This is a genomic window from Enterobacter sp. MGH 16 (assembly GCF_000493175.1).
Classification (GTDB): domain Bacteria; phylum Pseudomonadota; class Gammaproteobacteria; order Enterobacterales; family Enterobacteriaceae; genus Enterobacter; species Enterobacter roggenkampii.
Window position 1 is genome coordinate 3,123,521 of the sequence record NZ_KI535695.1, and the last position, 20,023, is coordinate 3,143,543.

17 protein-coding genes and 1 tRNA gene are annotated in these 20,023 nt (G+C 46.8%); 12 read left to right on the plus strand and 6 right to left on the minus strand.

Annotation, left to right across the window (positions count from 1 at the left end):
* Positions 1–8 precede the first annotated feature (8 nt).
* On the minus strand, positions 9–872 hold the full coding sequence (locus L362_RS08220; protein ID WP_023344879.1) for a fumarylacetoacetate hydrolase family protein: 864 nt from the start codon (positions 870–872) through the stop codon (positions 9–11).
* A gap of 17 nt (positions 873–889) precedes the next feature.
* A complete protein-coding gene (locus L362_RS08215) occupies positions 890–2,251 on the minus strand; it encodes a 2-hydroxycarboxylate transporter family protein (RefSeq protein ID WP_021242090.1) in 1,362 nt (453 codons plus the stop codon).
* Positions 2,252–2,595: 344 nt separating this feature from the next.
* Between L362_RS08215 and L362_RS08210 the strand changes: the two genes are divergently transcribed.
* Positions 2,596–4,221 (plus strand): ATP-binding protein, encoded by a 1,626-nt coding sequence (locus L362_RS08210; protein ID WP_023344880.1) that lies wholly within the window; start codon positions 2,596–2,598, stop codon positions 4,219–4,221.
* The gene (locus L362_RS08205) at positions 4,211–4,903 is read left to right on the plus strand and encodes a response regulator (protein WP_023344881.1); all 693 of its coding nucleotides are present in this window, start codon (positions 4,211–4,213) and stop codon (positions 4,901–4,903) included. Before L362_RS08210 ends, L362_RS08205 begins: the two co-directional genes overlap by 11 nt.
* An 88-nt stretch (positions 4,904–4,991) precedes the next feature.
* Here the strand turns inward: L362_RS08205 and L362_RS08200 are convergent, their stop codons facing one another.
* The gene (locus L362_RS08200) at positions 4,992–7,127 is read right to left on the minus strand and encodes an ornithine decarboxylase (RefSeq protein WP_023344882.1); all 2,136 of its coding nucleotides are present in this window, start codon (positions 7,125–7,127) and stop codon (positions 4,992–4,994) included.
* A 182-nt stretch (positions 7,128–7,309) separates the two neighbouring features.
* Here L362_RS08200 and L362_RS08195 point away from each other — a divergent pair, with 182 nt between their 5' ends.
* From L362_RS08195 to L362_RS08175, 5 genes are all read left to right on the plus strand, one after another.
* Complete coding sequence (locus L362_RS08195) at positions 7,310–8,023, plus strand: DUF554 domain-containing protein (RefSeq protein ID WP_008499781.1); 714 nt, start codon at positions 7,310–7,312, stop codon at positions 8,021–8,023.
* A 95-nt stretch (positions 8,024–8,118) separates the two neighbouring features.
* Positions 8,119–8,194, plus strand: a tRNA-Phe gene (locus L362_RS08190).
* A 179-nt stretch (positions 8,195–8,373) separates the two neighbouring features.
* Positions 8,374–9,621 carry a tyrosine-type recombinase/integrase gene (locus L362_RS08185; RefSeq protein ID WP_023344883.1) on the plus strand — a complete coding sequence of 416 codons (1,248 nt, stop codon included), beginning with the start codon at positions 8,374–8,376 and terminating at the stop codon, positions 9,619–9,621.
* Positions 9,622–9,800: 179 nt separating this feature from the next.
* A complete protein-coding gene (locus L362_RS08180) occupies positions 9,801–11,714 on the plus strand; it encodes a site-specific DNA-methyltransferase (protein ID WP_023344884.1) in 1,914 nt (637 codons plus the stop codon).
* Between the two features lie 8 nt (positions 11,715–11,722).
* Positions 11,723–14,683, plus strand: coding sequence for a type III restriction-modification system endonuclease (locus L362_RS08175; protein ID WP_023344885.1), 2,961 nt, complete (start codon positions 11,723–11,725; stop codon positions 14,681–14,683).
* 1,434 nt (positions 14,684–16,117) lie between these two features.
* Here the strand turns inward: L362_RS08175 and L362_RS08170 are convergent.
* Together L362_RS08170 and L362_RS08165 are read right to left on the minus strand one after the other, a co-directional pair.
* Positions 16,118–16,426 carry a conjugal transfer protein TraD gene (locus tag L362_RS08170; protein WP_032638035.1) on the minus strand — a complete coding sequence of 103 codons (309 nt, stop codon included), beginning with the start codon at positions 16,424–16,426 and terminating at the stop codon, positions 16,118–16,120.
* A 230-nt stretch (positions 16,427–16,656) separates the two neighbouring features.
* A complete protein-coding gene (locus tag L362_RS08165) occupies positions 16,657–17,145 on the minus strand; it encodes a TIGR00645 family protein (protein ID WP_023344888.1) in 489 nt (162 codons plus the stop codon).
* Between the two features lie 244 nt (positions 17,146–17,389).
* On the opposite strand from L362_RS08165, the gene L362_RS08160 reads away from it, so the two are divergent.
* Genes L362_RS08160 through L362_RS08145 form a run of 5 tightly spaced genes read left to right on the plus strand, consistent with a single transcriptional unit; the run spans position 17,390 to position 19,673 of the window.
* Complete coding sequence (locus tag L362_RS08160; RefSeq protein WP_023344889.1) at positions 17,390–17,887, plus strand: hypothetical protein; 498 nt, start codon at positions 17,390–17,392, stop codon at positions 17,885–17,887.
* Between the two features lie 14 nt (positions 17,888–17,901).
* A complete protein-coding gene (locus L362_RS08155) occupies positions 17,902–18,150 on the plus strand; it encodes a GlsB/YeaQ/YmgE family stress response membrane protein (protein WP_023344890.1) in 249 nt (82 codons plus the stop codon).
* 54 nt (positions 18,151–18,204) lie between these two features.
* Positions 18,205–18,864 carry a DUF421 domain-containing protein gene (locus L362_RS08150; RefSeq protein WP_023344891.1) on the plus strand — a complete coding sequence of 220 codons (660 nt, stop codon included), beginning with the start codon at positions 18,205–18,207 and terminating at the stop codon, positions 18,862–18,864.
* A gap of 55 nt (positions 18,865–18,919) precedes the next feature.
* Positions 18,920–19,294 (plus strand): hypothetical protein, encoded by a 375-nt coding sequence (locus L362_RS24695; RefSeq protein ID WP_139596082.1) that lies wholly within the window; start codon positions 18,920–18,922, stop codon positions 19,292–19,294.
* Between the two features lie 46 nt (positions 19,295–19,340).
* Positions 19,341–19,673, plus strand: a complete 333-nt coding sequence (locus tag L362_RS08145; protein ID WP_023344892.1) for a YegP family protein — start codon at positions 19,341–19,343, stop codon at positions 19,671–19,673.
* Between the two features lie 22 nt (positions 19,674–19,695).
* Here L362_RS08145 and L362_RS08140 read toward each other — a convergent pair whose 3' ends face one another.
* A complete protein-coding gene (locus tag L362_RS08140; protein WP_023344893.1) occupies positions 19,696–20,016 on the minus strand; it encodes a type II secretion system protein in 321 nt (106 codons plus the stop codon).
* Positions 20,017–20,023 lie beyond the last annotated feature (7 nt).

Here is a 20,023-nt window from a genome sequence, read left to right on the forward strand (position 1 = left end):
CGCCTTACTTAATGTGCTGCCGCAAGCCCGACGACAGGCGCTTCCACGATCACGTTGCTGAGATGACCGATATGCTCGATCTCCACCTCAATGCGATCCCCCTCTTTCATAAACAGCGGCGGATTGCGCTTTTTACCCACCCCGCCAGGGGATCCGGTGATGATCACATCGCCAGGACTCAAGCGGGTGAAGGTGCTGATGTATTCGATCAGCTCCGCCACCTTGTGGATCATGCTGCTGGTGTTGTCTTCCTGCACCATGCGGCCGTTCAGCCAGGTGCGGATTGCCAGTTGGTGCGGATCCGGGATCTCGTCCGCCGTCGCCATCCACGGGCCAAACGCGCCGGTTTTGCGCCAGTTTTTACCGGCGGTAAACCAGGTGTGCTGCCAGTCGCGGGCGGAGCCGTCCATGTAGCAGCTGTAGCCGGCCACGTGGCGCAGGGCGTCGTCGCGGCTGATGTTCTCCCCGCCTTTACCGATGATCACCGCCAGCTCGCCTTCGTAGTCGAATTCGCTGGAGTGGCGCGGCTTCAGCACCGGCTCGTTGTGGCCGGTCTGTGAGTCGGGGAAGCGGACAAACAGCGTCGGGGCCGGGTTGTGCTGGTCAAACTCCTTGCGCTTGTCGGCGTAGTTCATGCCCACGCAGAGGATTTTTTCCGGCTGCTCAATCACCGGTAAGAAGGTGATGGCGCTCATCGGCACGTCCACGGCATCGTTCAGGTAGCGGGTGGCCTGCGCCAGCCCGTTGCCCTGCAGCAGCGCTTTAAGGTCGCTGTAGCGGTCGCCCAGACGGCGACCTAAATCAATCACGCCGTCGGCCTGGACGATGCCGTAGCTGCGTTTTCCCTGGTATAAAAAGCTTGCGAGTTTCATTGTTCTTTCCTGAAAACTTAAACGAGGAAGTTGCCCAGAATCAGCAGTGAGATGGAGACGTTAATCGCCCCGCCGATACGGGTAGCAATCTGGGCGAACGGCATCAGGCTCATGCGGTTGCCTGCGGTCAGGATCGCCACGTCGCCGGTACCGCCCTGGCCGCTCTGGCAGCAGGAGACGATGGCGACATCAATCGGGTGCATGCCAATCTTTTTGCCGACGAAGAACCCGGTCGCCACCAGCGCGGAGACGGTGCTGATAATCACCAGCAGGTTGGTCAGCGTGAAGGCGGCCACCAGTTCATGCCATGGGGTGATGGCCACGCCAACGGCAAAGAGAATCGGGTAGGTCACAGAGGTCTGGAAGAACTTGTACACCACCTGCGAGCCTTCCAGCAGGCGCGGAGAGGCGCCGTTGCAGAGCTTCACCAGCACCGCCATAAACAGCATGCCGACCGGCGCAGGCAGGCCAATCAGCTTGTGGCCGAGCATGCCCAGCATGTAGAGCAGCACCGCCAGCAGCGCGCCGGAGGCGATGGTGGTCACGTCCGCTTTGCCGGAGAACGCGGGCTGAGAGACGGTGGCATCGGCATTGGCGCGGTTAGGCATCAGCTGACCTTCACCGGTCAGGTGTGGATAACGCTTGCCCAGCTGGTTCAGGCACCCGGAGATAATGATGGCAGTCAGACCGCCGAGCATGACCATCGGCAGCACGCGTCCGAGCGCCACGCCCTGGTCCATATGCAGCAGGGTGGCATAGCCGATGGAAAGCGGGATTGCCCCTTCCCCGACGCCGCCCGCCATGATCGGCAGGATGATAAAGAAGAAGATCTGGAATGGCTCAAGACCCAGCGCCAGGCCGACGCCCATCCCCACCAGCATGCCGACGATTTCGCCGCACAGCATCGGGAAGAAGATGCGCAGGAAGCCCTGAATCAGCACCGTGCGGTTCATGCTCATGATGCTGCCGACAATAATGCAGCAGATATAGAGGTAGAGAATGTTGGTGGATTTGTAGAACTTAGTGGTGGACTCGACCACCACGTCCGGCAGCAGGCCGTAATAGACCAGCGCGGAAGGGATAAAGGTGGCGCAAATCGCCGCCGCACCGAGCTTGCCGACAATCGGCAGGCGTTTGCCAAACTCACCGCAGGCAAAGCCGAAGAAGGCCAGCGTCGCCACCATCACCACGATATCGCTCGGCAGTTTTCCGCCCAGGCAATCAATGGCGATCAGCGCGCCCGCCAGAACGAACAGCGGCAGAGGAATAATCCCGATTTTCCAGGTATCCATAATATGCCACCAGCGCTCTTTGAGCGAAGGCCGCTGAATTTCAATCGGGTCGTGGGTAACAGAGAAAGAATCGTCAGTTGTGCTCATAATAAGCCCCTTGGTTATTTTGTGCGTTCAGCTTAGAGTCACAAAGGCTTACTTTATGTGAGGAATGGCATATTAAAAGCGAAGTTTTAATGGCAGCTATGGTTTTAATGGTTTCTTTTATTTAATGTGATTTACGCCTTATTTATGGCCGTGGTTTTTATGGTTTCTTTTCTGAATTGAACAAACAAATAACATTTATTCGTGCAGCCAGAGGCCACCCGTCTTTGGGATGATGCTTTTACAACGCCCGCTGTGCAAGGGATCACAAGTTTTCGGCAAAGCGGACGTCCGCGCGAAAAAAGATGATATATTGGCGTTCTTTGTCGCTACCTTGCGTGAGAGTTATGAAAGTCTCTTTCCAGATAAAGCTGTTTATTTCGCTGGTTGCCTTTTTCTCAGTGCTTTTTGCGTTACTGGGCGGATATTATTATGCCGATGTCGGGAAACAGCTTTATCAGGAAATGAGCACGCGCGCCAAAATACAGGCTGAAGAGATTGCGCTTATTCCAACATTGCGACATGAAGTTGAACAAAAGAATATCATCGCCATCCATGATTTTATGCAGAAGATTTCTGCGCACAGTGACGCCAGCTTTATTGTGATTGGTGATAATAAGGGCCAGCATCTTTTTCACTCCGTCTTCGCCGACAGAGTGGGCACCACGCTGGTAGGCGGTGACAACGAAGCCGTATTGCAGGGTAAAAGCACCACCACCATCCGCAAAGGCGGGTTGGGTATTTCGCTGCGCAGTAAGGCCCCCATCTTCAACGCTGCCGGACAGGTGGTCGGCATTGTTTCGGTCGGCTATCTCACCAGCTACCTGGACACCATTACCGTCAGTAAAGTGGTCAATATCCTGATTGCCGCGGTGCTGCTGCTGATTGCTCTCTTTATCTTCTCCTGGTTCTTTACCCGCAGTATTAAGAAGCAGATCTTCTCCCTCGAGCCGCGCGAGATCGGCCTGCTGGTGCGCCAGCAGAAGGCGTTGATGGAGTCTATTTATGAAGGCGTCATTGCCATTGACGATCAAAGGCGGATTGAAGTCATCAACCAGGCGGCGCGCAAGCTGCTGGGGCTGAGCCAGCCGGCCCGCGAGCTGCGCGGGCAGCTGATAAGCCAGGTGATCGATCCGGTCCCGTTCTTCGACACGCAGACGATGCTGGCGAAAGATACCCATGATGAGATTTGCCGTTTTAACGATCTCACGGTGATTGCCAGCCGGGTCCACATCATGCTTGAGGGGTCGCTGCAGGGCTGGGTGATCACCTTCCGCGATCGCAACGAGATCGACTCGCTGAGCGCCCAGCTCAGCCAGGTCAAACGCTACGTCGATAACCTTCGCATCATGCGCCATGAGCAGTTAAACCGGATGACCACCCTCTCCGGTCTGCTGCATATGGGCCGCTATGAGGAGGCGATTGGCTACATTCAGGCGCAGTCTGAACACGCTCAGGAGCTGCTGGACTTTATCTCTTCGCGCTTCAGCTCCCCGACCCTGTGCGGCCTGCTGCTGGGGAAAGCCGCCCGCGCGCGGGAGAAAGGGGTCGAGCTGAGTTTCGACCCGGCCTGTCGGCTGGACAGGCCGTTCCTGCCGTTGGGGGAACAAGAGCTGATTTCGATTATTGGCAACCTGCTGGATAACGCTATCGAAGCGACGCAGCGGTCGCCGCTTCCCCACGCGCCGGTGGAGGTGCTGATAAAGCTCAGCGACCAGGAGCTGATTATTGAAGTCGCCGACCAGGGCGTAGGCATCAAGCCGGAGATCCGTGAGCGGATCTTTGAGCGCGGCATCACCACCAAAACGCGCGGCGATCATGGGATTGGTCTGTATCTGATCGAAAGCTACGTCACACAGGCTGGCGGCGCGATAGAAGTTGCCGATAATATCCCGCGCGGCGCCATTTTCTCCCTGTTTATCCCGGCCACGGGAACCGCCCGGCAACTGGAAGACACCGACTATGCAACATGAACTTATCGACGTACTGATTGTTGAAGACGAGAACGAGCTGGCGCAACTGCACGCGGAGCTGATAGGCAAACATCCGCGTCTGAGGCTGGTGGGCATTGCCTCGTCGCTGGCTGCGGCCCAGGCAGAGCTTGCAAACAAACAGCCGCAGCTGGTGCTGCTGGATAACTATCTGCCGGACGGCAAAGGGATCTCGCTGATCAATAACCCCATGCTGGCCCGCGCCAACTGCTCGGTGATTTTTATTACCGCCGCCAGCGATATGGACACCTGCAGCCAGGCCATCCGCAACGGCGCGTTCGACTACATCCTCAAACCCGTCTCCTGGAAGCGGCTCAGCCAGTCGCTGGAGCGCTTCGTGCAGTTTGCCGAACAGCAGAGGGTCTGGAAGATTGTCGACCAGCAGAACGTGGATTCGCTGTATCAGCTTCAGGCGAAAAATTACCGCCAGGACAACGGCAGCAAGGGCATTGAGGAAAATACCCTGGCGCGGGTGCAGTCGCTGTTTAACGACAAGGCAACGCACAGCTTTACCGTGGATGAGGTGGTGAGCGAGACGGGATTGAGTAAAACCACCACCCGTCGCTATCTGGAGCACTGCGTGGAGGCGGGTTTTCTGACGGTGGAGATGCTGTACGGCAAGATTGGGCATCCAAGGAGGATGTACCGCCGCGCAGAAGCCTGAAGCGATATTGTAGGCCCGGTAAGCTTGCGCCACCGGGCAAATCGCCGGGTGGCGCTGACGCTTACCCGGCCTACGTTCGGGGGAGAGTCTACTTCAACACATATCCATACAGCCGCTTAATCCCGTCGGCATCCTTCTCGCTGTACACGCCCTGCAGCTCCGGCGAAAAGCCCGGCAGCAGGTTGATGCCCTCCTCCAGCGCCAGGAAGTAACGCTGTACCGCCCCGCCCCAGACTTCACCCGGCACCACGCACAGCACGCCCGGCGGATAGGGCAGCGCCCCTTCGGCAGCAATCCGCCCTTCGGCATCCCGTATGCGAACCAGCTCCACATTCCCGCGAATATACGCCTGATTGGCATCCTGCGGGTTCATCACCACCTCAGGCAGGCTCTTCTTGCGGAACATCGCCTTCTGCAAATCCTTCACGTCGAAGCTGACGTAGAGATCGTGCATCTCCTGACACAGTTGGCGAAGGGTATAATCCCGGTAGCGCACCGGGTATTTCTGGAAGATCGTCGGCAGCACGTCGGCCAGCGGGGTGTCGTCTTCAATATGCTGTTCAAACTGCCCCAGCATTGCCACCAGCTGAGCCAGCTTGTCGCTGCTTTCGGCAGGCGTCAGCAGGAACAGGATCGAGTTAAGGTCGCATTTTTCCGGCACGATGCCGTTTTCACGCAGGTAGTGCGCCAGAATCGTCGCCGGGATCCCGAAATCGGTGTACTCCCCGGTTTCGGCATCAATGCCCGGCGTGGTCAGCAGCAGCTTGCACGGGTCAACAAAGTACTGCTCGCTCGCATAGCCCTCAAATCCGTGCCATTTGGCCCCCGGCTCGAAGCTGAAGAAGCGCAGCTCGCTGGCAATGGCGTGCGTCGGATGATCCTGCCACGGCCGCCCCGCCACCACCGGTGGGATAAACGGCTTGATCATATGGCAGTTGGCAATGATGGCCTTGCGCGCCTCAATGCCCAGCTCCACACACTCGGCCCACAGCCTGCGCCCGCTTTCCCCTTCGTGGATTTTCGCATTGACATCCAGCGCCGCGAACAGCGGGTAAAACGGGCTGGTGGAGGCATGCAGCATAAAGGCGTTGTTCAGCCGCTTGTGCGGGCAGAAACGCGCCTGGCCGCGGATATGGTTATCCTTTTTATGGATCTGCGACGTTTGCGAGAACCCGGCCTGCTGTTTGTGCACCGACTGGGTCACAAAGATGCCCGGATCGTTCTCGTTCAGTTCCAGCAAGAGCGGGGACGTTTCCGCCATCATCGGAATAAACTGCTCGTAGCCTACCCAGGCGGAGTCAAAGAGAATGTAGTCGCACAGATGGCCGATCTTGTCGATCACCTGACGGGCGTTGTAGATCGTCCCGTCGTAGGTGCCAAGCTGAATGATCGCCAGGCGGAAGGGACGCGGCTCGTCGGCTTTCTCCGGCGCCGCCTCGCGGATCAGGTCCCGCAGATACGCGTCGTCAAAGCAGTGGTCGTCAATCCCGCCGATAAAGCCAAACGGGTTACGTGCGGCCTCAAGGTACACCGGCGTGGCGCCCGCCTGGATCAGCGCCCCGTGGTGGTTAGATTTATGGTTGTTGCGGTCGAACAGCACCAGATCGCCACGAGTGAGCAGCGCGTTGGTCACCACCTTGTTGGCCGCCGACGTGCCGTTCAGCACGAAGTAGGTTTTATCCGCGTTGAAGACTTTCGCCGCAAACTTTTGCGCATGCTTGGCGGACCCTTCGTGGATCAGCAGATCGCCCAGCTTCACGTCGGCATTGCACATGTCCGCGCGGAACACGTTCTCACCAAAGAAATCATAGAACTGCCGCCCTGCCGGATGCTTTTTGAAAAACGCGCCGTGCTGGTGGCCCGGACAGGCGAAAGTGCTGTTGCCCATCTCCACATACTGACTCAGGGTGTCGAAAAACGGCGGCAGCAGGTTCTCTTCGTAACGGCTGGCAGCAGTCTCCAGTTCCAGAAACTCCTGAGCTTTACCCGAGATGACCGCGGTGGCGCCGTCAGGCACCTCCGTTGGCTCCTGAGAGAAAATAAACACCGGTAAATGAAAGCCCGTGCGTTTCAGCAAGGCAAGGATGCCGCTGCGACTCTCTGTCGTCGTCATGACGACCGCTGCCACATCGGTGAAATCCGTGCTGTCCAGCGTCACCTTTTCGCGATGCGTAGACACCGTTGAGAGCAGCTCGCGGCTGACGGCGATTTTCATGGTTTTCATAAGCGCAATTACCCTCACCGAACGGTGAGACAGGGAGGAGAAAATTCGCGCAATAATGTCACCTTTTATTTTGAGGTGCAAGAAGGAATCAGTATGCACGTATATCACCCAAAGCTAAGGCCCGCGCAGCGCTGACGTGCCATAATAATGCAATATCAATGATTAAATAACAGGAGTTAAGCGTGGTTATCGGGCCATTTATCAACGCAGGAGCCGTATTGCTGGGCGGCGTACTCGGCGCAGTGCTGAGCCAGCGGCTGCCGGAGCGTATCCGCTCATCCATGCCCTCGATATTCGGCCTGGCCTCGTTAGGGATCGGTATTCTGTTAGTGGTCAAATGCGCCAACCTGCCGGTGATGGTGTTGGCCACCCTGCTCGGCGCGCTGATTGGCGAGTTTTGCTATCTGGAAAAAGGCATCAATAATGCGGTAGGCAAAGCCAAAAACCTGATAGCCCGACCGGGCAAGGCGAAGCACGGCACGCACGAGACGTTTATTCAGAACTACGTCGCCATCATTATTCTGTTTTGCGCCAGCGGCACCGGGATTTTCGGTTCGATGCAGGAAGGGATGACGGGCGACCCGAGCATTTTAATTGCAAAAGCGTTTCTGGATTTCTTCACCGCCACTATTTTTGCCACCACGCTCGGCATTGCCGTCGCGGCGATTTGCGTGCCGATGCTGCTTATCCAGCTGGCACTGGCTACCTGCGCCACGTTAATTCTCCCGCTCACTACGCCGGCGATGATGGCAGACTTTACCGCCGTCGGCGGCCTGCTGCTGCTGGCAACAGGGCTGCGCATCTGTGGGATCAAGATGTTTGCCGTGGTGAACATGCTGCCCGCGCTGCTGCTCGCCATGCCGCTCTCCGCGCTCTGGACGCACTTTTTCGCTTAAGGATGCGGCGAAATGGTGAGAGATTGCGCAGTCCGTAACGAAAACAACATTTTTCGTTGACGCCACCGGGCAGATCGGGTTTAATGCGCCCCGTTGCCCGGATAGCTCAGTCGGTAGAGCAGGGGATTGAAAATCCCCGTGTCCTTGGTTCGATTCCGAGTCCGGGCACCACTTATTCATACACGGACGTCCACTGACGTCCGTTTTTTGTTTTAAAGTCAACAAACTATCTACTTTATCCCCCTCGCTGACGTTCACTAACATTCATCAACATCCACATTGCCTTGATGGTATATCTGTTGGTATTGTTAGTTCGATACATTTTGTACCATCACAGGGAGGGGTAAACGATGGCTCTCACTGATGTCAAGGTAAGAAATGCCAAGCCCGCCGACAAGCCTGTAAAGCTCACTGACGGCAACGGCATGCATCTTCTTATTCATCCTAATGGCTCCAAATACTGGCGTCTACAATACCGCTTTGCAGGAAAACAAAAGCTACTGGCTCTTGGGGTCTACCCTGCTGTCTCTCTTGCTGATGCCCGTAACCGTAGAGATGATGCCAGAAGATTAATTGCTGCTGGTATCGACCCCTCTGAAAAGAAAAAATCTGAAAAGGTAGAGCAAAGCGGCGCTCTTGCTTTTGAGTCCGTTGCCAGAGACTGGCATGCAAGCAACATCAAATGGTCAGAAACACATGCTGAAAGGGTAATGAACAGCCTTATCAATCATGTGTTCCCTGTTATTGGTAAACGAAATATTACCGACCTCAAAACCCGTGACCTACTCCAACCTATTAAGGCGGCTGAAAAGTCCGGGCATCTTGAGATTGCTGCTCGTCTCCAGCAACGTATCACCGCTATCATGCGATATGCTGTTCATAACAGTATTATCGATAGTAATCCTGCACAGGACTTAGCAGGTGCCATTGCGACAGCAAAACGAGTCCATCGCCCGGCTCTTCCATTTGAACGCATTACAGAGCTTCTGAGCCGCATTGAGAGCTACAGAGGAAGACTGCTCACCCGCCTTGCTGTTCGACTCACTTTACTGACTTTTGTTCGTTCAAGTGAGATGCGTTTTGCCCGTTGGTCTGAAATTGATTTCAAGAATGCGCTCTGGACGATACCTGCAGAACGTGACGAACTTCAAGGGGTGAAACACTCCAGCCGTGGCTCTAAGATGAAAACCCCTCACCTTGTTCCATTAAGCAAGCAGGCTTTAGCCACCTTGAGAGAAATTCAGAAGCTCAGTGGAGATCAGGAAATCATCTTCATTGGTGATCACTATGCTTATAAACCCATGAGTGAAAACACTATCAACAACGCGCTTCGTAAAATGGGCTATGACACCAAAACAGAAGTTTGTGGACATGGTTTCCGCTCTATGGCCTGTAGTGCCTTAATCGAATCCGGCTTATGGTCAAAAGATGCTGTTGAGCGTCAGATGAGCCATCAGGAGCGTAACCATGTTCGCGCCGCTTACATCCATCTTGCTGAACATCTCGATGAGCGTAGGCTAATGCTACAGTGGTGGGCTGACTATCTTGATGCCAATCTTAACGATATGGTAAGGCCATTTGAGTTTGCCCACAGGTGATCGTTTTGAGTTTGAAATCCAAGGCTAACCGCTTGATAACCCATCACATAACAGTATATAACTCTTTGTTTTAAATATGAATGAATAGCCATCATTGGTTGATGGCTATGACTTGATACCGTAGAATGTTTACCAATTTCAGGCACCGATTTCCCGTGACCTCATGACGGATACTTTTTATGAAAAAAATAACTTCTGATATGACAGAACTACAATCAATGAATATAACTGAAGATAATATCAGCAAACTTAACTCTTTGTTTCCTGAAGCATTTAATGAAAACGGCATTGATTTTAACGTTTTAAAACAGCTTTTGGGTGAAAATGTAGACGAAAAAGAAGAACGCTATGGCCTGAACTGGCATGGTAAGCGTCAGGCTCGTCAGCTTGCTCTTACCCCTTCCCGTGGCACCTTACGCCCATGTAAAGATGAAAGCGTTGATTGGGATAACACCAAGAACCTCATGATCGAGGGTGATAACCTTGAAGTGTTAAAGCTTCTTCAAAAAAGCTACACTGGAAAAGTTAAGCTTATATATATTGATCCTCCTTACAACACCGGGAAAGATTTTGTTTATCCTGATAACTTCCAAGATAATATGAAAAATTATCTTGAAATCACAGGACAAACAGAAGAAGGTGTCCGGGTAAGTACAAATGCAGAAACCAGTGGGCGTTATCATACAGACTGGTTAAATATGATTTACCCACGATTAAAGCTTGCTAGAAACTTGTTGAAAGAAGATGGGGTTATTTTCATATCAATAGATGATAGTGAACAAGCAAATTTAAAAAAAATATGCGATGAAATATTTGGCGAGGAAAACTTCCTTGCATGTATCGCATGGGAAAAAAGATATACTCGTAGTAATAATGCCAAAAGATTTTATTCATTAAAAGACTCGATCTTATGCTATAGGAAATCTGATGCATTAGAGTATGTTAAAGAAGCAAGAAATGAAAAATCAGACTCTAATTATAGCAATCCAGACAATGACATCAGGGGGGACTGGACGACATCTTCATACATAAACCCCGCAACCAAGGAACAGCGTCCAAATTTAGCCTATGAAATAACCAGACCATTAAATGGCGAACAAGTCACGCATCCAACTCATGCTTGGAAGTATAGTATAAATGAACATTTGAAACATGTTGATGAAAAAAGGTTGTGGTGGGGTAAAGATGGTACTGCACAGTACCCAAGATTGAAATTATTTTTATCTGAACAGACAGATGGTTTAGTGCCGATTGATTTATGGAGTTATAAAGATGCCGGAACTACTGATGAGGGAGGCAGTGAAATAAAAGCACTTTTTGATAAGGTTGTTTTTGACACACCAAAACCTAAAAAATTAATTAATAAAATGCTATCAATAGCAACCAACAATGAATCCAATGATATAGTTCTAGATTTTTTTTCAGGTTCAGGAACTACTGGACACGCGGTAATTGAGAAAAACACGGAAGATAATGGAAATCGTAAATTTATTTTAGTACAACTTCCTGAGGTTTTATCTGAAGAAAATAGAGATCAGAAAGTAGCTGCTGATTTTTGCGATTCGATACTAAAACCTAAAACAATAGCTGAACTGACCAAAGAGCGCCTGCGTCGTGCAGGTAAAAAAGTTCGTGAAGACAATCCAGAATGGAAAGGAGATGTTGGTTTTCGTGTTTTCAAACTCGATACATCTAATATCCGTCCGTGGGAAGCCACAGCAGAAACCATCTCAGAACAGATTGACGCTTATGTAAGCCCAATCCTTGATGGCCGTAGTGAAGAAGATTTGCTTACAGAGTTGATGCTTAAGCGTGGCATTGACCTGAGTGTAAACATTGAAACCCGTCAGTTTGATGGATTAACCGTTTCTTGCGTTGACGGTGGCAAATTGTTTACCTGCTTTGCTAAACAAATCCCTGCATCTTCAGTAGAAAAACTGACCAAGGGGATCATCGACTGGCATAAGAGTTTAAAGGCTGGCAAAGATACTGTCTGCTATTTCCTTGATGACGCATTTGAAAATAACGTTGCTAAAACAAATCTTTGCGCCATTCTGGAACAGCATGGCCTGACTAACCTGCACAGCCTGTAAGGAATGAGATGAAACTACATTTTGAATCTGACCTTACCTATCAGCAAAACGCCATAACTTCGGTCTGTGATTTGTTTGAAGGGCAAGAGAAATGGGAAAGCGAAATGACTGTGCTGGCCCCAGCACAGGGTGCACTCTCATTTGAAGGCGCAACAGGTTCAATGCCTATAAACCCACAGATACCCGAAGATGATGTTCTGCTGAAAAACTTAAACAATGTTCAGTTGAAGAATCAGCTTCCACCTTCACCAGTGCTAGACAGCCATGACTTTACTGTCGAGATGGAAACAGGGACAGGTAAGACGTATGTTTATCTTCGCACCATGCTTGAGTTGAATAAACGATATGGCATGAGCAAATTTATCATCGTAGTTCCTTCCGTTGCCATCAAGGAAGGCGTTTATAAAACACTACAAATTACTGAAGAACATTTCAAAAGCCTTTATGCGGGAGTTCCATACCAATACTATCTGTATGACTCGTCAAAACCTGCGGATGTGCGAAATTTTGCAACCAGCTCTGTTATGCAGATCATGGTAATGACAGTTGGTGCGATTAACAAAAAAGACGTTAATAAGCTCTATCAGCCCAGTGAAAAAACGACCGTTGACGATATGGATAAACCAATCGATCTGATACGTGCTACACGTCCAATTATTATTGTCGACGAACCGCAAAGTGTGGATGGTGGCTTAAATGGTGCAGGTAAAACCGCACTTGATGCTATGCACCCAATGTTCACCATACGCTATTCAGCGACACATGTGCATAAACATCATATGGTGTATCGCCTCGATGCCATTGATGCCTATAATCAAAAACTGGTCAAACAGATCGAAGTTGCCGGGCTTGAAGTCCAGAATGCAAGCAATAGCCCCTATGTAAAATTGGTCAGTATTAACAGTAAGAAAAATAACATTAACGCGACTGTTATTGTTGATTTAGCCGATAAAAAAGGGATCGTGAATCGGTCAGAGATTACCGTGTATGACGGTACGACACTTGATGACGAAACGGGGCGTGATATTTATCAGGGATACAGGATAAGCGAAATCAGAACAGGCAAGGAAGGTTATCTTACACTGGAAACGCCTTCTAATACATATTATATGAAAGTAGGTGATGTCGTGGGTGATATTGACCCGATGCTCATCCAGCGTCATATGATTAGGCGTACAATTCGTGAACATCTTGATAAAGAACTTCGCCTGAATTCTCAGCAAATCAAGGTTCTCACCCTGTTCTTCATTGATAAGGTTGATTTCTATCGCCAGACTAATGAAGAAGGACTTCGTGAACCGGGTGAATATGCTCGTATCTTTGAAGAAGAATATCTAAAAGCGATCAAAAGCCCCGCATATAAAGATTTGCTCCCTTCTCATCCAGAACATGCTAAAGACGTTCATGATGGTTATTTTTCCATTGATAAAAAAGGTGGATGGGCTGAAACAACCGAAAGCAATAATGCAGGCCGCGAAAATGCGGAACGCGGTTATAACCTCATCATGAAAAATAAAGAGAAGCTTTTGAGTTTCTCGAATCCGGTGAGGTTTATTTTTTCACACTCTGCTTTAAAAGAAGGCTGGGATAACCCCAATGTATTCCAGATCTGTAGCCTTCGAGAGATGGGAAGTGAACGAGAACGTCGTCAAACATTAGGGCGTGGTCTTCGCCTGTGTGTTAACCAAGAGGGTGAACGTGTTCGTGATGACAGCATTAACATTCTGACTGTCGTTGCCAGTGAAAACTATGAAGCCTATGCCGAACGACTACAGAGCGAAATTGAGAACGAAACAGGCATCCGTTTTGGTATCATCGAAAAAGATGCGTTTGCACATCTGATCTTCTCTGATTCCCCGCAAGGTTTAGGTATCACCGGTTCACATGAGATTTGGTCTGAACTACAAACTGAAGGTTATCTTGAAAAATCGGGAAAAATCACCAAAGCCCTGAAAGAAGTATTATTCGAAAACACTTTTGTTGTTAGTGAGAAGTATGCCTCACTACAGGAACAAATTGAAACTATCCTGCGTAAATCAGCAGGGCGACTCAATATAAACAATGCTGATGAGCGTAAAACAATCAAATATCGGAAAGAAGTCTTAAACAGCCCAGAATTCAAAGCGTTATGGCAGCGCATTTGTCAAAAAACGCTGTACCGACTAGCATTTGATGAAGAAGAATTGATTAAATCCTGTACGAAATCACTTTCTGAAATGCAGCCTGTAGCAAAAGCAATGGTCAGTTTCAGCAAAGCAACAATCAAACAAAGTCAATCTGGCCTTGATGTCAAAGCTCAGTCTAATGGGACAACAAGCGCTGTAATAGATGTTGCAGAGCAGCCACTGCCAGATATTCTTGGTGTTCTACAGGAAAAAACCGGACTGACAAGACGCAGTTTAAGCACCATCCTGAAAGAGAGTGGAAGACTCGCTGATTTTGCTAAAAATCCACAGCAGTTTATCAGTGAAGCTATAGGCCGAATCAACTACTGCAAACGCCTGTCAATTGTTGATGGTATTAAATATTATCCACTAAAAGGAGAGGTGTATGCGCAAAGTCTCTTTATGGATAAAGAGCTAACAGGATATGCCCGTAATCTTTTTGAAACCTCGTCTAAGTCAGTTTACGAATATGTTCCTAAAGATTCTGAAGTCGAAAGCCGTTTCGCTCAGGAACTCGAAGAACAGGATGAAGTTAAGCTTTATGTGAAGCTTCCCGGTTGGTTTAAAATCCCGACGCCACTGGGAACCTACAATCCTGACTGGGCCTTAGTTATTGAAGACAATGGTGAAGAACATATTTACTTTGTTGTAGAGACAAAAAGTAAACACATTGGTCTTGGTAATGAAGAAGATGCGAAAATTACTTGTGGCAATGCTCATTTTATCTCACTCAAAGATCAGAAGCTTAATCCTGCGAGATATATGCTCTCTACAACCATAAATGATGTGTTAAGCAGTATATAAAATGGAAAAGGGCCTTAAGGCCCTTTCCTTTTCCCTTAAAGGGAACTCTCCATTGGAGAGAATACATATCCCCACACTTGGGGCAAATAAATCAGCCCATTGGGCTGTAAACTACTCCCCATATATGGGGCAATCAGACACTTCATGAAGTGAATGTTCTCAAGGAACCCTTATTAAGTACAACATTAGATGTAGATTGTCAAATATATTTTAATATTTATTAAATATATATTTGCTATCACCAATCACAATAAATTTATTCCTCCATAGTTATAAGATCAAACCAAGTTCCTAATATCTTATCTTTTTATATCTCATGGTATATATCTGAATGTCAAAACATGGTATAAAACAACCAGAGAGCATTTTTATAGGCTGCTATTAGTTGACTCTCCTTTCCCCTTTGCTGTTTCCTATAAAAGAGCCAGAGATAGATAATAGCATTTATATTTCTATCCTATTCACTCTGGATCGATCGGCTCACAGCTTATTAGGGCGCTCGGAACATCAACATAGGATAAAATACCTACCATTTAAATAAATCATAAGATGATACATGTCAAACTAACGCATAAATTTATGCGTTAGTTTAATCTTGCTTATCTGCAATGATAATTTTCGATGACTGTAATACCAGTCATAATATTAAGTATTTAACCACCTCTTCTACTTTACAGTCCACAGTTTTAGCTACTTAAGCAACCTTGGATAAAGAATTTTCTTTTGTCTTAAGGCGACTCAGGCGATTTTGTGCTTATGTTATTTTCGGTTTATAGGTTTCTGTTCTTGGTATTTAAAACTGTAAATTAATAGAAACGCGCACCTGAGGCACCGCATCGCAAGTAAATATCGGCATCGATTTCGACTTGATTTTCTGGATTGACGACAACTACCAGATACTTAAACGGGAAGTTCTATAATTCTTATCCGTTAGGGTATTTTGTGCTATAGTATTAATTCTCAGTTAACATTGTATCTCAAGGTGAGCATGAAAAACAATTTAGCAACTTGGATTTCCTTCTTGATTTTCTTTTTACTGATCTTTATTGTTCGATGGTGTTTGCTTCCCGATTATTTAAAAATTTCAGGATTAACATTTCTATTATTATTCGTTTTGAGTTTATTCACTTACATCATCCTTATGAACTGGATTGTTAAATCATCTACTCAAAACAAAGTCATAAGTTATTTCAAAAAAGGAAATGACTTAACAAAGCCACAAAGAAATTTATTCTTTTTTTCCGGTTTTATTGTCGGGATTATCATTCTGAAGTTTTTTTAGTTTCTCTTTTAGTCCATCAACTTCATCTCTTGTCCACAGATGATTCAATATTGCGGTTAGCCCCATAAGGCTAACCCCTAACAAACCTATTTCGAAAAATGATAAATACATATTAACCTCGCTTAAATTTATAAAAAATAGTGACCAGAAACTTATTCCTGCCTACCCACCATATCCTCAAGAAATCTTTTCCCTCGCAATTTAATTCTTGCTTTAGCCTCCGCATTGATATTTGAAGCTTGTAATAACACCCCCAATACAAACTCCTTATCGACATCTTCTACTTTAAAGCCAACAGCTTTAGCTACTTCAGCACCAAGGATGATCTTCAGGCGTGTCTCAGCGCTCTTGGATAAAGATTTCTCTTTGGTCTTGAGACGATTCAAACGCATCTGTGCTGAGGCTATTTTTTGTTTAATTGTTTTTTCTGTTCTAAGCTTTTTACCTTCTTTATTTTTCATGAATACATTATCTTCTTTTTCCACTACAAACCCCTTTTATATTATTTAATTCGTTAATTCATAAATTAACTCGTTTTATGATTAAGTAAAGGTAATGGAAGAAAGATATTTTATATTGTCTAGTTATATTAAACATCTGAAAGATTGAGACAAGGTTGTTGAAAGATAAAATTTGAGTGTTTCTGATAAATAGTATTCGGGTAAGCTAGCTCACCCGAATGTTTTGCTAATTACTTTTTAGACAGCTTCTCTAATACCTGCATTAACAGGGCAGTGATAACGAAGCAAAGTTGAAGCCCCATATACATGATTATTTTATCATTAGGAATATTCTTTGACTCCATAAAAACACCCAATAAATGGATAGTAGATATTGAAACTACTGAAAAGAAAACCTTATTTTTTAGAGATTCCACATCCATCTTGCCTATCCATGACAACTCATTATCTGCCCCTTTTACATTCAACCGTGAGACAAAGTTTTCATAGCCGGAAAAAATCACCATAACAAGCAATCCCCCGATCAGAACGAAGTCGATAAGTGATAGGAGGCTAAGTATTATTTCTTCATTGTTGTAATGGGCTACATTCAACACTATCTCATACAACTCTACAAAGAATTTATAGGCTAAAACTATCAGACTGGCAGATAGTCCCAGATATACCGGAGCCATTATCCATCTTGCTCCAAATAAGATACGCGTAAATAAATTGCCCATAAAAATCTCCTGTTTAGTAACCATGACTAACTGCCAACTTATTGATTAAATTACTATTACTTAACTATCGTTTTTCTTGAAGATAAGAACCATTTCAAATGAAAGCGGGTATCTTCTTGACCTGACACAATATGTCATTATATTTGATAAAATAAAAATAATGTTGCGAACACTGGCAACCGTGAACGTGCTCTACAAAGAACTGTTACTTTTATACCAAAAACGAATAAAAGAGGGATTCTCTATGAAGTTATGGAACAAAACGATTTTGGCTGCAGCAATAACCCTTCTCATCGCTGGTTGTGATGACGCGGATAAGAAAGTGGATAGCAACCTTAATCAAGCTAAGGAAGCCGCCAGCCAGATTAAAGATGCTGCTGCTGACAAAGCTTCATCCATTAAAGACGAAGCGGATAAGCATATTGATGCTGTTAAGCAGGAAGCCAATAAGCAAGCAGATCAACTCACTGAAAAGGCAAAATCCATCAAAGCAGAAGCTGACGCTAAAGCACAATCTTTAGCTGATCAGGCTAAAGCGAAAGGAGATGAAGTTAAAGCCGATGCTAAACAAAAAAGCGATCAAGTAGTAGAGAAGGCTGAACAGATTAAGGCACAAGCCATCTCCGGTGCTAACGAGCTGGCAACTGATGCTGCAGCTAAGACCCAAGAAATCAAAGACAGCATGAAAAAGGATAATACCCCAGCACAAGCTGATTCTACCCCAACTGAAAATAAACAGTAATTACAGGAGCCAATATGGGTATTTTATCTTGGATTATCTTCGGCCTCATCGCTGGTATCATCGCAAAATGGATTATGCCGGGTAAAGAAAACGTAGGGATTATCGTCACCATTATTCTGGGGATCGTCGGTGCTGTTGTAGGAGGCTACATTAGCACGTTCTTCGGATTCGGTAAGGTTGATGGGTTCAACTTTGGTAGCTTCGTCGTGGCAGTAATTGGCGCTATCGTTGTTCTATACATCTACAACAAAGTTAAAAGCTAAAGTTATAAAAAGGGGCATAGGCTATGCCCCTCTTACAAAGGCAAGGACTTAAACATGGAATATTACGGGATTGTTCTGCTAAAGTTTGTTATCGGGTTTGTTGTTGTCATATCTCATCTGAACTTTTCTGGCAAAACCCAGCTTTCACAAATGACTCCAGTTGACTTCATTGGGAACTTTGTTCTTGGCGGGATTATAGGTGGTGTTATATATAGTGATGCTATACCTATGCATCAATACATCATTACATTGTTTATTGGTGTTGCTCTTATTTCTTTACTCAATTGGGTAAGTAAACACGTCTGGTTTTTCAGGTCATTTACCATTGGTGAGCCAATCCCGATCATTAAAGACGGAAAGTTTTTGATGGAAAATATACTCAGGCGTCGAAATAAAATAGATATCATCAATGTCGCGTCTCAACTCCACTCTCAGGGCGTACATTCATTTCAGGAAATACGCTACGCACAAATAGAGCCAAGTGGTTCTCTGTCTGTGGTTTGCGAAGGCGGTAAAATGCCGTCAATAATTCTTATGAAAGATGGAAGAGCACGCCTTTCAGAACTCAGCGGGATTGAGAAAGACGAAGAGTGGCTCGATAACCTACTCAAAGAATCTGGAATAGAAAGAGAACAGGTATTCATCGCAGAGTTCTGGGATGGAGAAATTACATTTATCCTCAAAGATGGGAAAGTGAAGCGAAATCAACATTGAGACTTAAAGTATAAGCTGCAATTCATTTCTTTTACATGACTAACAGGTAAGAACTATGACTATCACAGCACGCCTTGGAGGCCGTACACTTCTTGGTGAAGGAACTTACATTATCCCATCAACTGAAACTTTATCTGTTTCGGTAAGCTTAACACCTGAAAAATTCCCGAAACTGGCAGAAGTAAAAACCTTAACACTCAATGTTGAATACAATGACTCAGTAGAAAAGCAAACGGTCTTTTTTTCACCTGATGGTGAAAATAGCTCGAAAATGACTCTTTGCAACTGGAATAATAGTTTAGGGACCACGCTAAACACATTGTATCCACTGATGAATATTGAAGGAAAAATGGTAGAGCTTTGCCTCTATAATGTGAGGGTGGGAGAAACAAACGTTTTGACTCTCCAGTTCTGGCTTCCAGAGTTATAATCTTTGATCAATATCAGTGTAATAAAAACCTTTTAAAGGAGTTAATATGGCTGGTTGGTTCGAATTAGATAAAAGCGTCAATAGTCAGTATAAATTTGTTCTCAAAGCTGGTAATGGAGAAGTCATCCTGACCAGTGAACTTTACACATCCAAAAGTGCTGCAGAAAATGGCATCGCATCGGTTCAGGCAAACTGCAAGCTTAATGAACGATACGAACTGAAAGATTCATCTAATGGAAAGTTTTATTTTAACCTAAAAGCGGCCAATCATCAGGTAATCGGCACCAGCCAGATGTACGCATCTAAGCAATCCCGCGATGTAGGTATCGCTTCCGTTAAAACAAATGGAACAACAGCAACGATCAAAGATAACACCTAATCGATATACCTAAAACCAAGCCTCACGGCTTGGTTTTAAACGGAAAAAGAAGCCCTTCATTAATTAGCGTCTTATAAGATATTTCACATATATCATTTGCACAATCTCTTGGTCCCGGATCGGCTCCCGTACCCGCAGCATTTTCCATGGTCGAAATCTTATCATATCGAATACTCACATACGCATTAACAGCATTTCCTATTTTCCTGATCTGTTCTCCCACTATACGGGCTAGAATCTGATCTTGTACGGACTTCATTTCTTGAAACTTCATAAATGTTATAGCTGAGCCAATACCAAGAACCAATACTAACTCCAGCAATGAAAACCCTCTTTTTATCATAGTTGCT

What these genes read in the sequence shown, in the direction of transcription:
- L362_RS08220 (WP_023344879.1), bottom strand. Translation starts at nt 872, where the DNA reads ATGAAACTCGCAAGCTTTTTATACCAGGGAAAACGCAGCTACGGCATC.
- L362_RS08215 (WP_021242090.1), bottom strand. Translation starts at nt 2,251, where the DNA reads ATGAGCACAACTGACGATTCTTTCTCTGTTACCCACGACCCGATTGAA.
- L362_RS08210 (WP_023344880.1), top strand. Translation starts at nt 2,596, where the DNA reads ATGAAAGTCTCTTTCCAGATAAAGCTGTTTATTTCGCTGGTTGCCTTT.
- L362_RS08205 (WP_023344881.1), top strand. Translation starts at nt 4,211, where the DNA reads ATGCAACATGAACTTATCGACGTACTGATTGTTGAAGACGAGAACGAG.
- L362_RS08200 (WP_023344882.1), bottom strand. Translation starts at nt 7,127, where the DNA reads ATGAAAACCATGAAAATCGCCGTCAGCCGCGAGCTGCTCTCAACGGTG.
- L362_RS08185 (WP_023344883.1), top strand. Translation starts at nt 8,374, where the DNA reads ATGGCTCTCACTGATGTCAAGGTAAGAAATGCCAAGCCCGCCGACAAG.
- L362_RS08180 (WP_023344884.1), top strand. Translation starts at nt 9,801, where the DNA reads ATGAAAAAAATAACTTCTGATATGACAGAACTACAATCAATGAATATA.
- L362_RS08175 (WP_023344885.1), top strand. Translation starts at nt 11,723, where the DNA reads ATGAAACTACATTTTGAATCTGACCTTACCTATCAGCAAAACGCCATA.
- L362_RS08170 (WP_032638035.1), bottom strand. Translation starts at nt 16,426, where the DNA reads ATGAAAAATAAAGAAGGTAAAAAGCTTAGAACAGAAAAAACAATTAAA.
- L362_RS08165 (WP_023344888.1), bottom strand. Translation starts at nt 17,145, where the DNA reads ATGGGCAATTTATTTACGCGTATCTTATTTGGAGCAAGATGGATAATG.
- L362_RS08160 (WP_023344889.1), top strand. Translation starts at nt 17,390, where the DNA reads ATGAAGTTATGGAACAAAACGATTTTGGCTGCAGCAATAACCCTTCTC.
- L362_RS08155 (WP_023344890.1), top strand. Translation starts at nt 17,902, where the DNA reads ATGGGTATTTTATCTTGGATTATCTTCGGCCTCATCGCTGGTATCATC.
- L362_RS08150 (WP_023344891.1), top strand. Translation starts at nt 18,205, where the DNA reads ATGGAATATTACGGGATTGTTCTGCTAAAGTTTGTTATCGGGTTTGTT.
- L362_RS24695 (WP_139596082.1), top strand. Translation starts at nt 18,920, where the DNA reads ATGACTATCACAGCACGCCTTGGAGGCCGTACACTTCTTGGTGAAGGA.
- L362_RS08145 (WP_023344892.1), top strand. Translation starts at nt 19,341, where the DNA reads ATGGCTGGTTGGTTCGAATTAGATAAAAGCGTCAATAGTCAGTATAAA.
- L362_RS08140 (WP_023344893.1), bottom strand. Translation starts at nt 20,016, where the DNA reads ATGATAAAAAGAGGGTTTTCATTGCTGGAGTTAGTATTGGTTCTTGGT.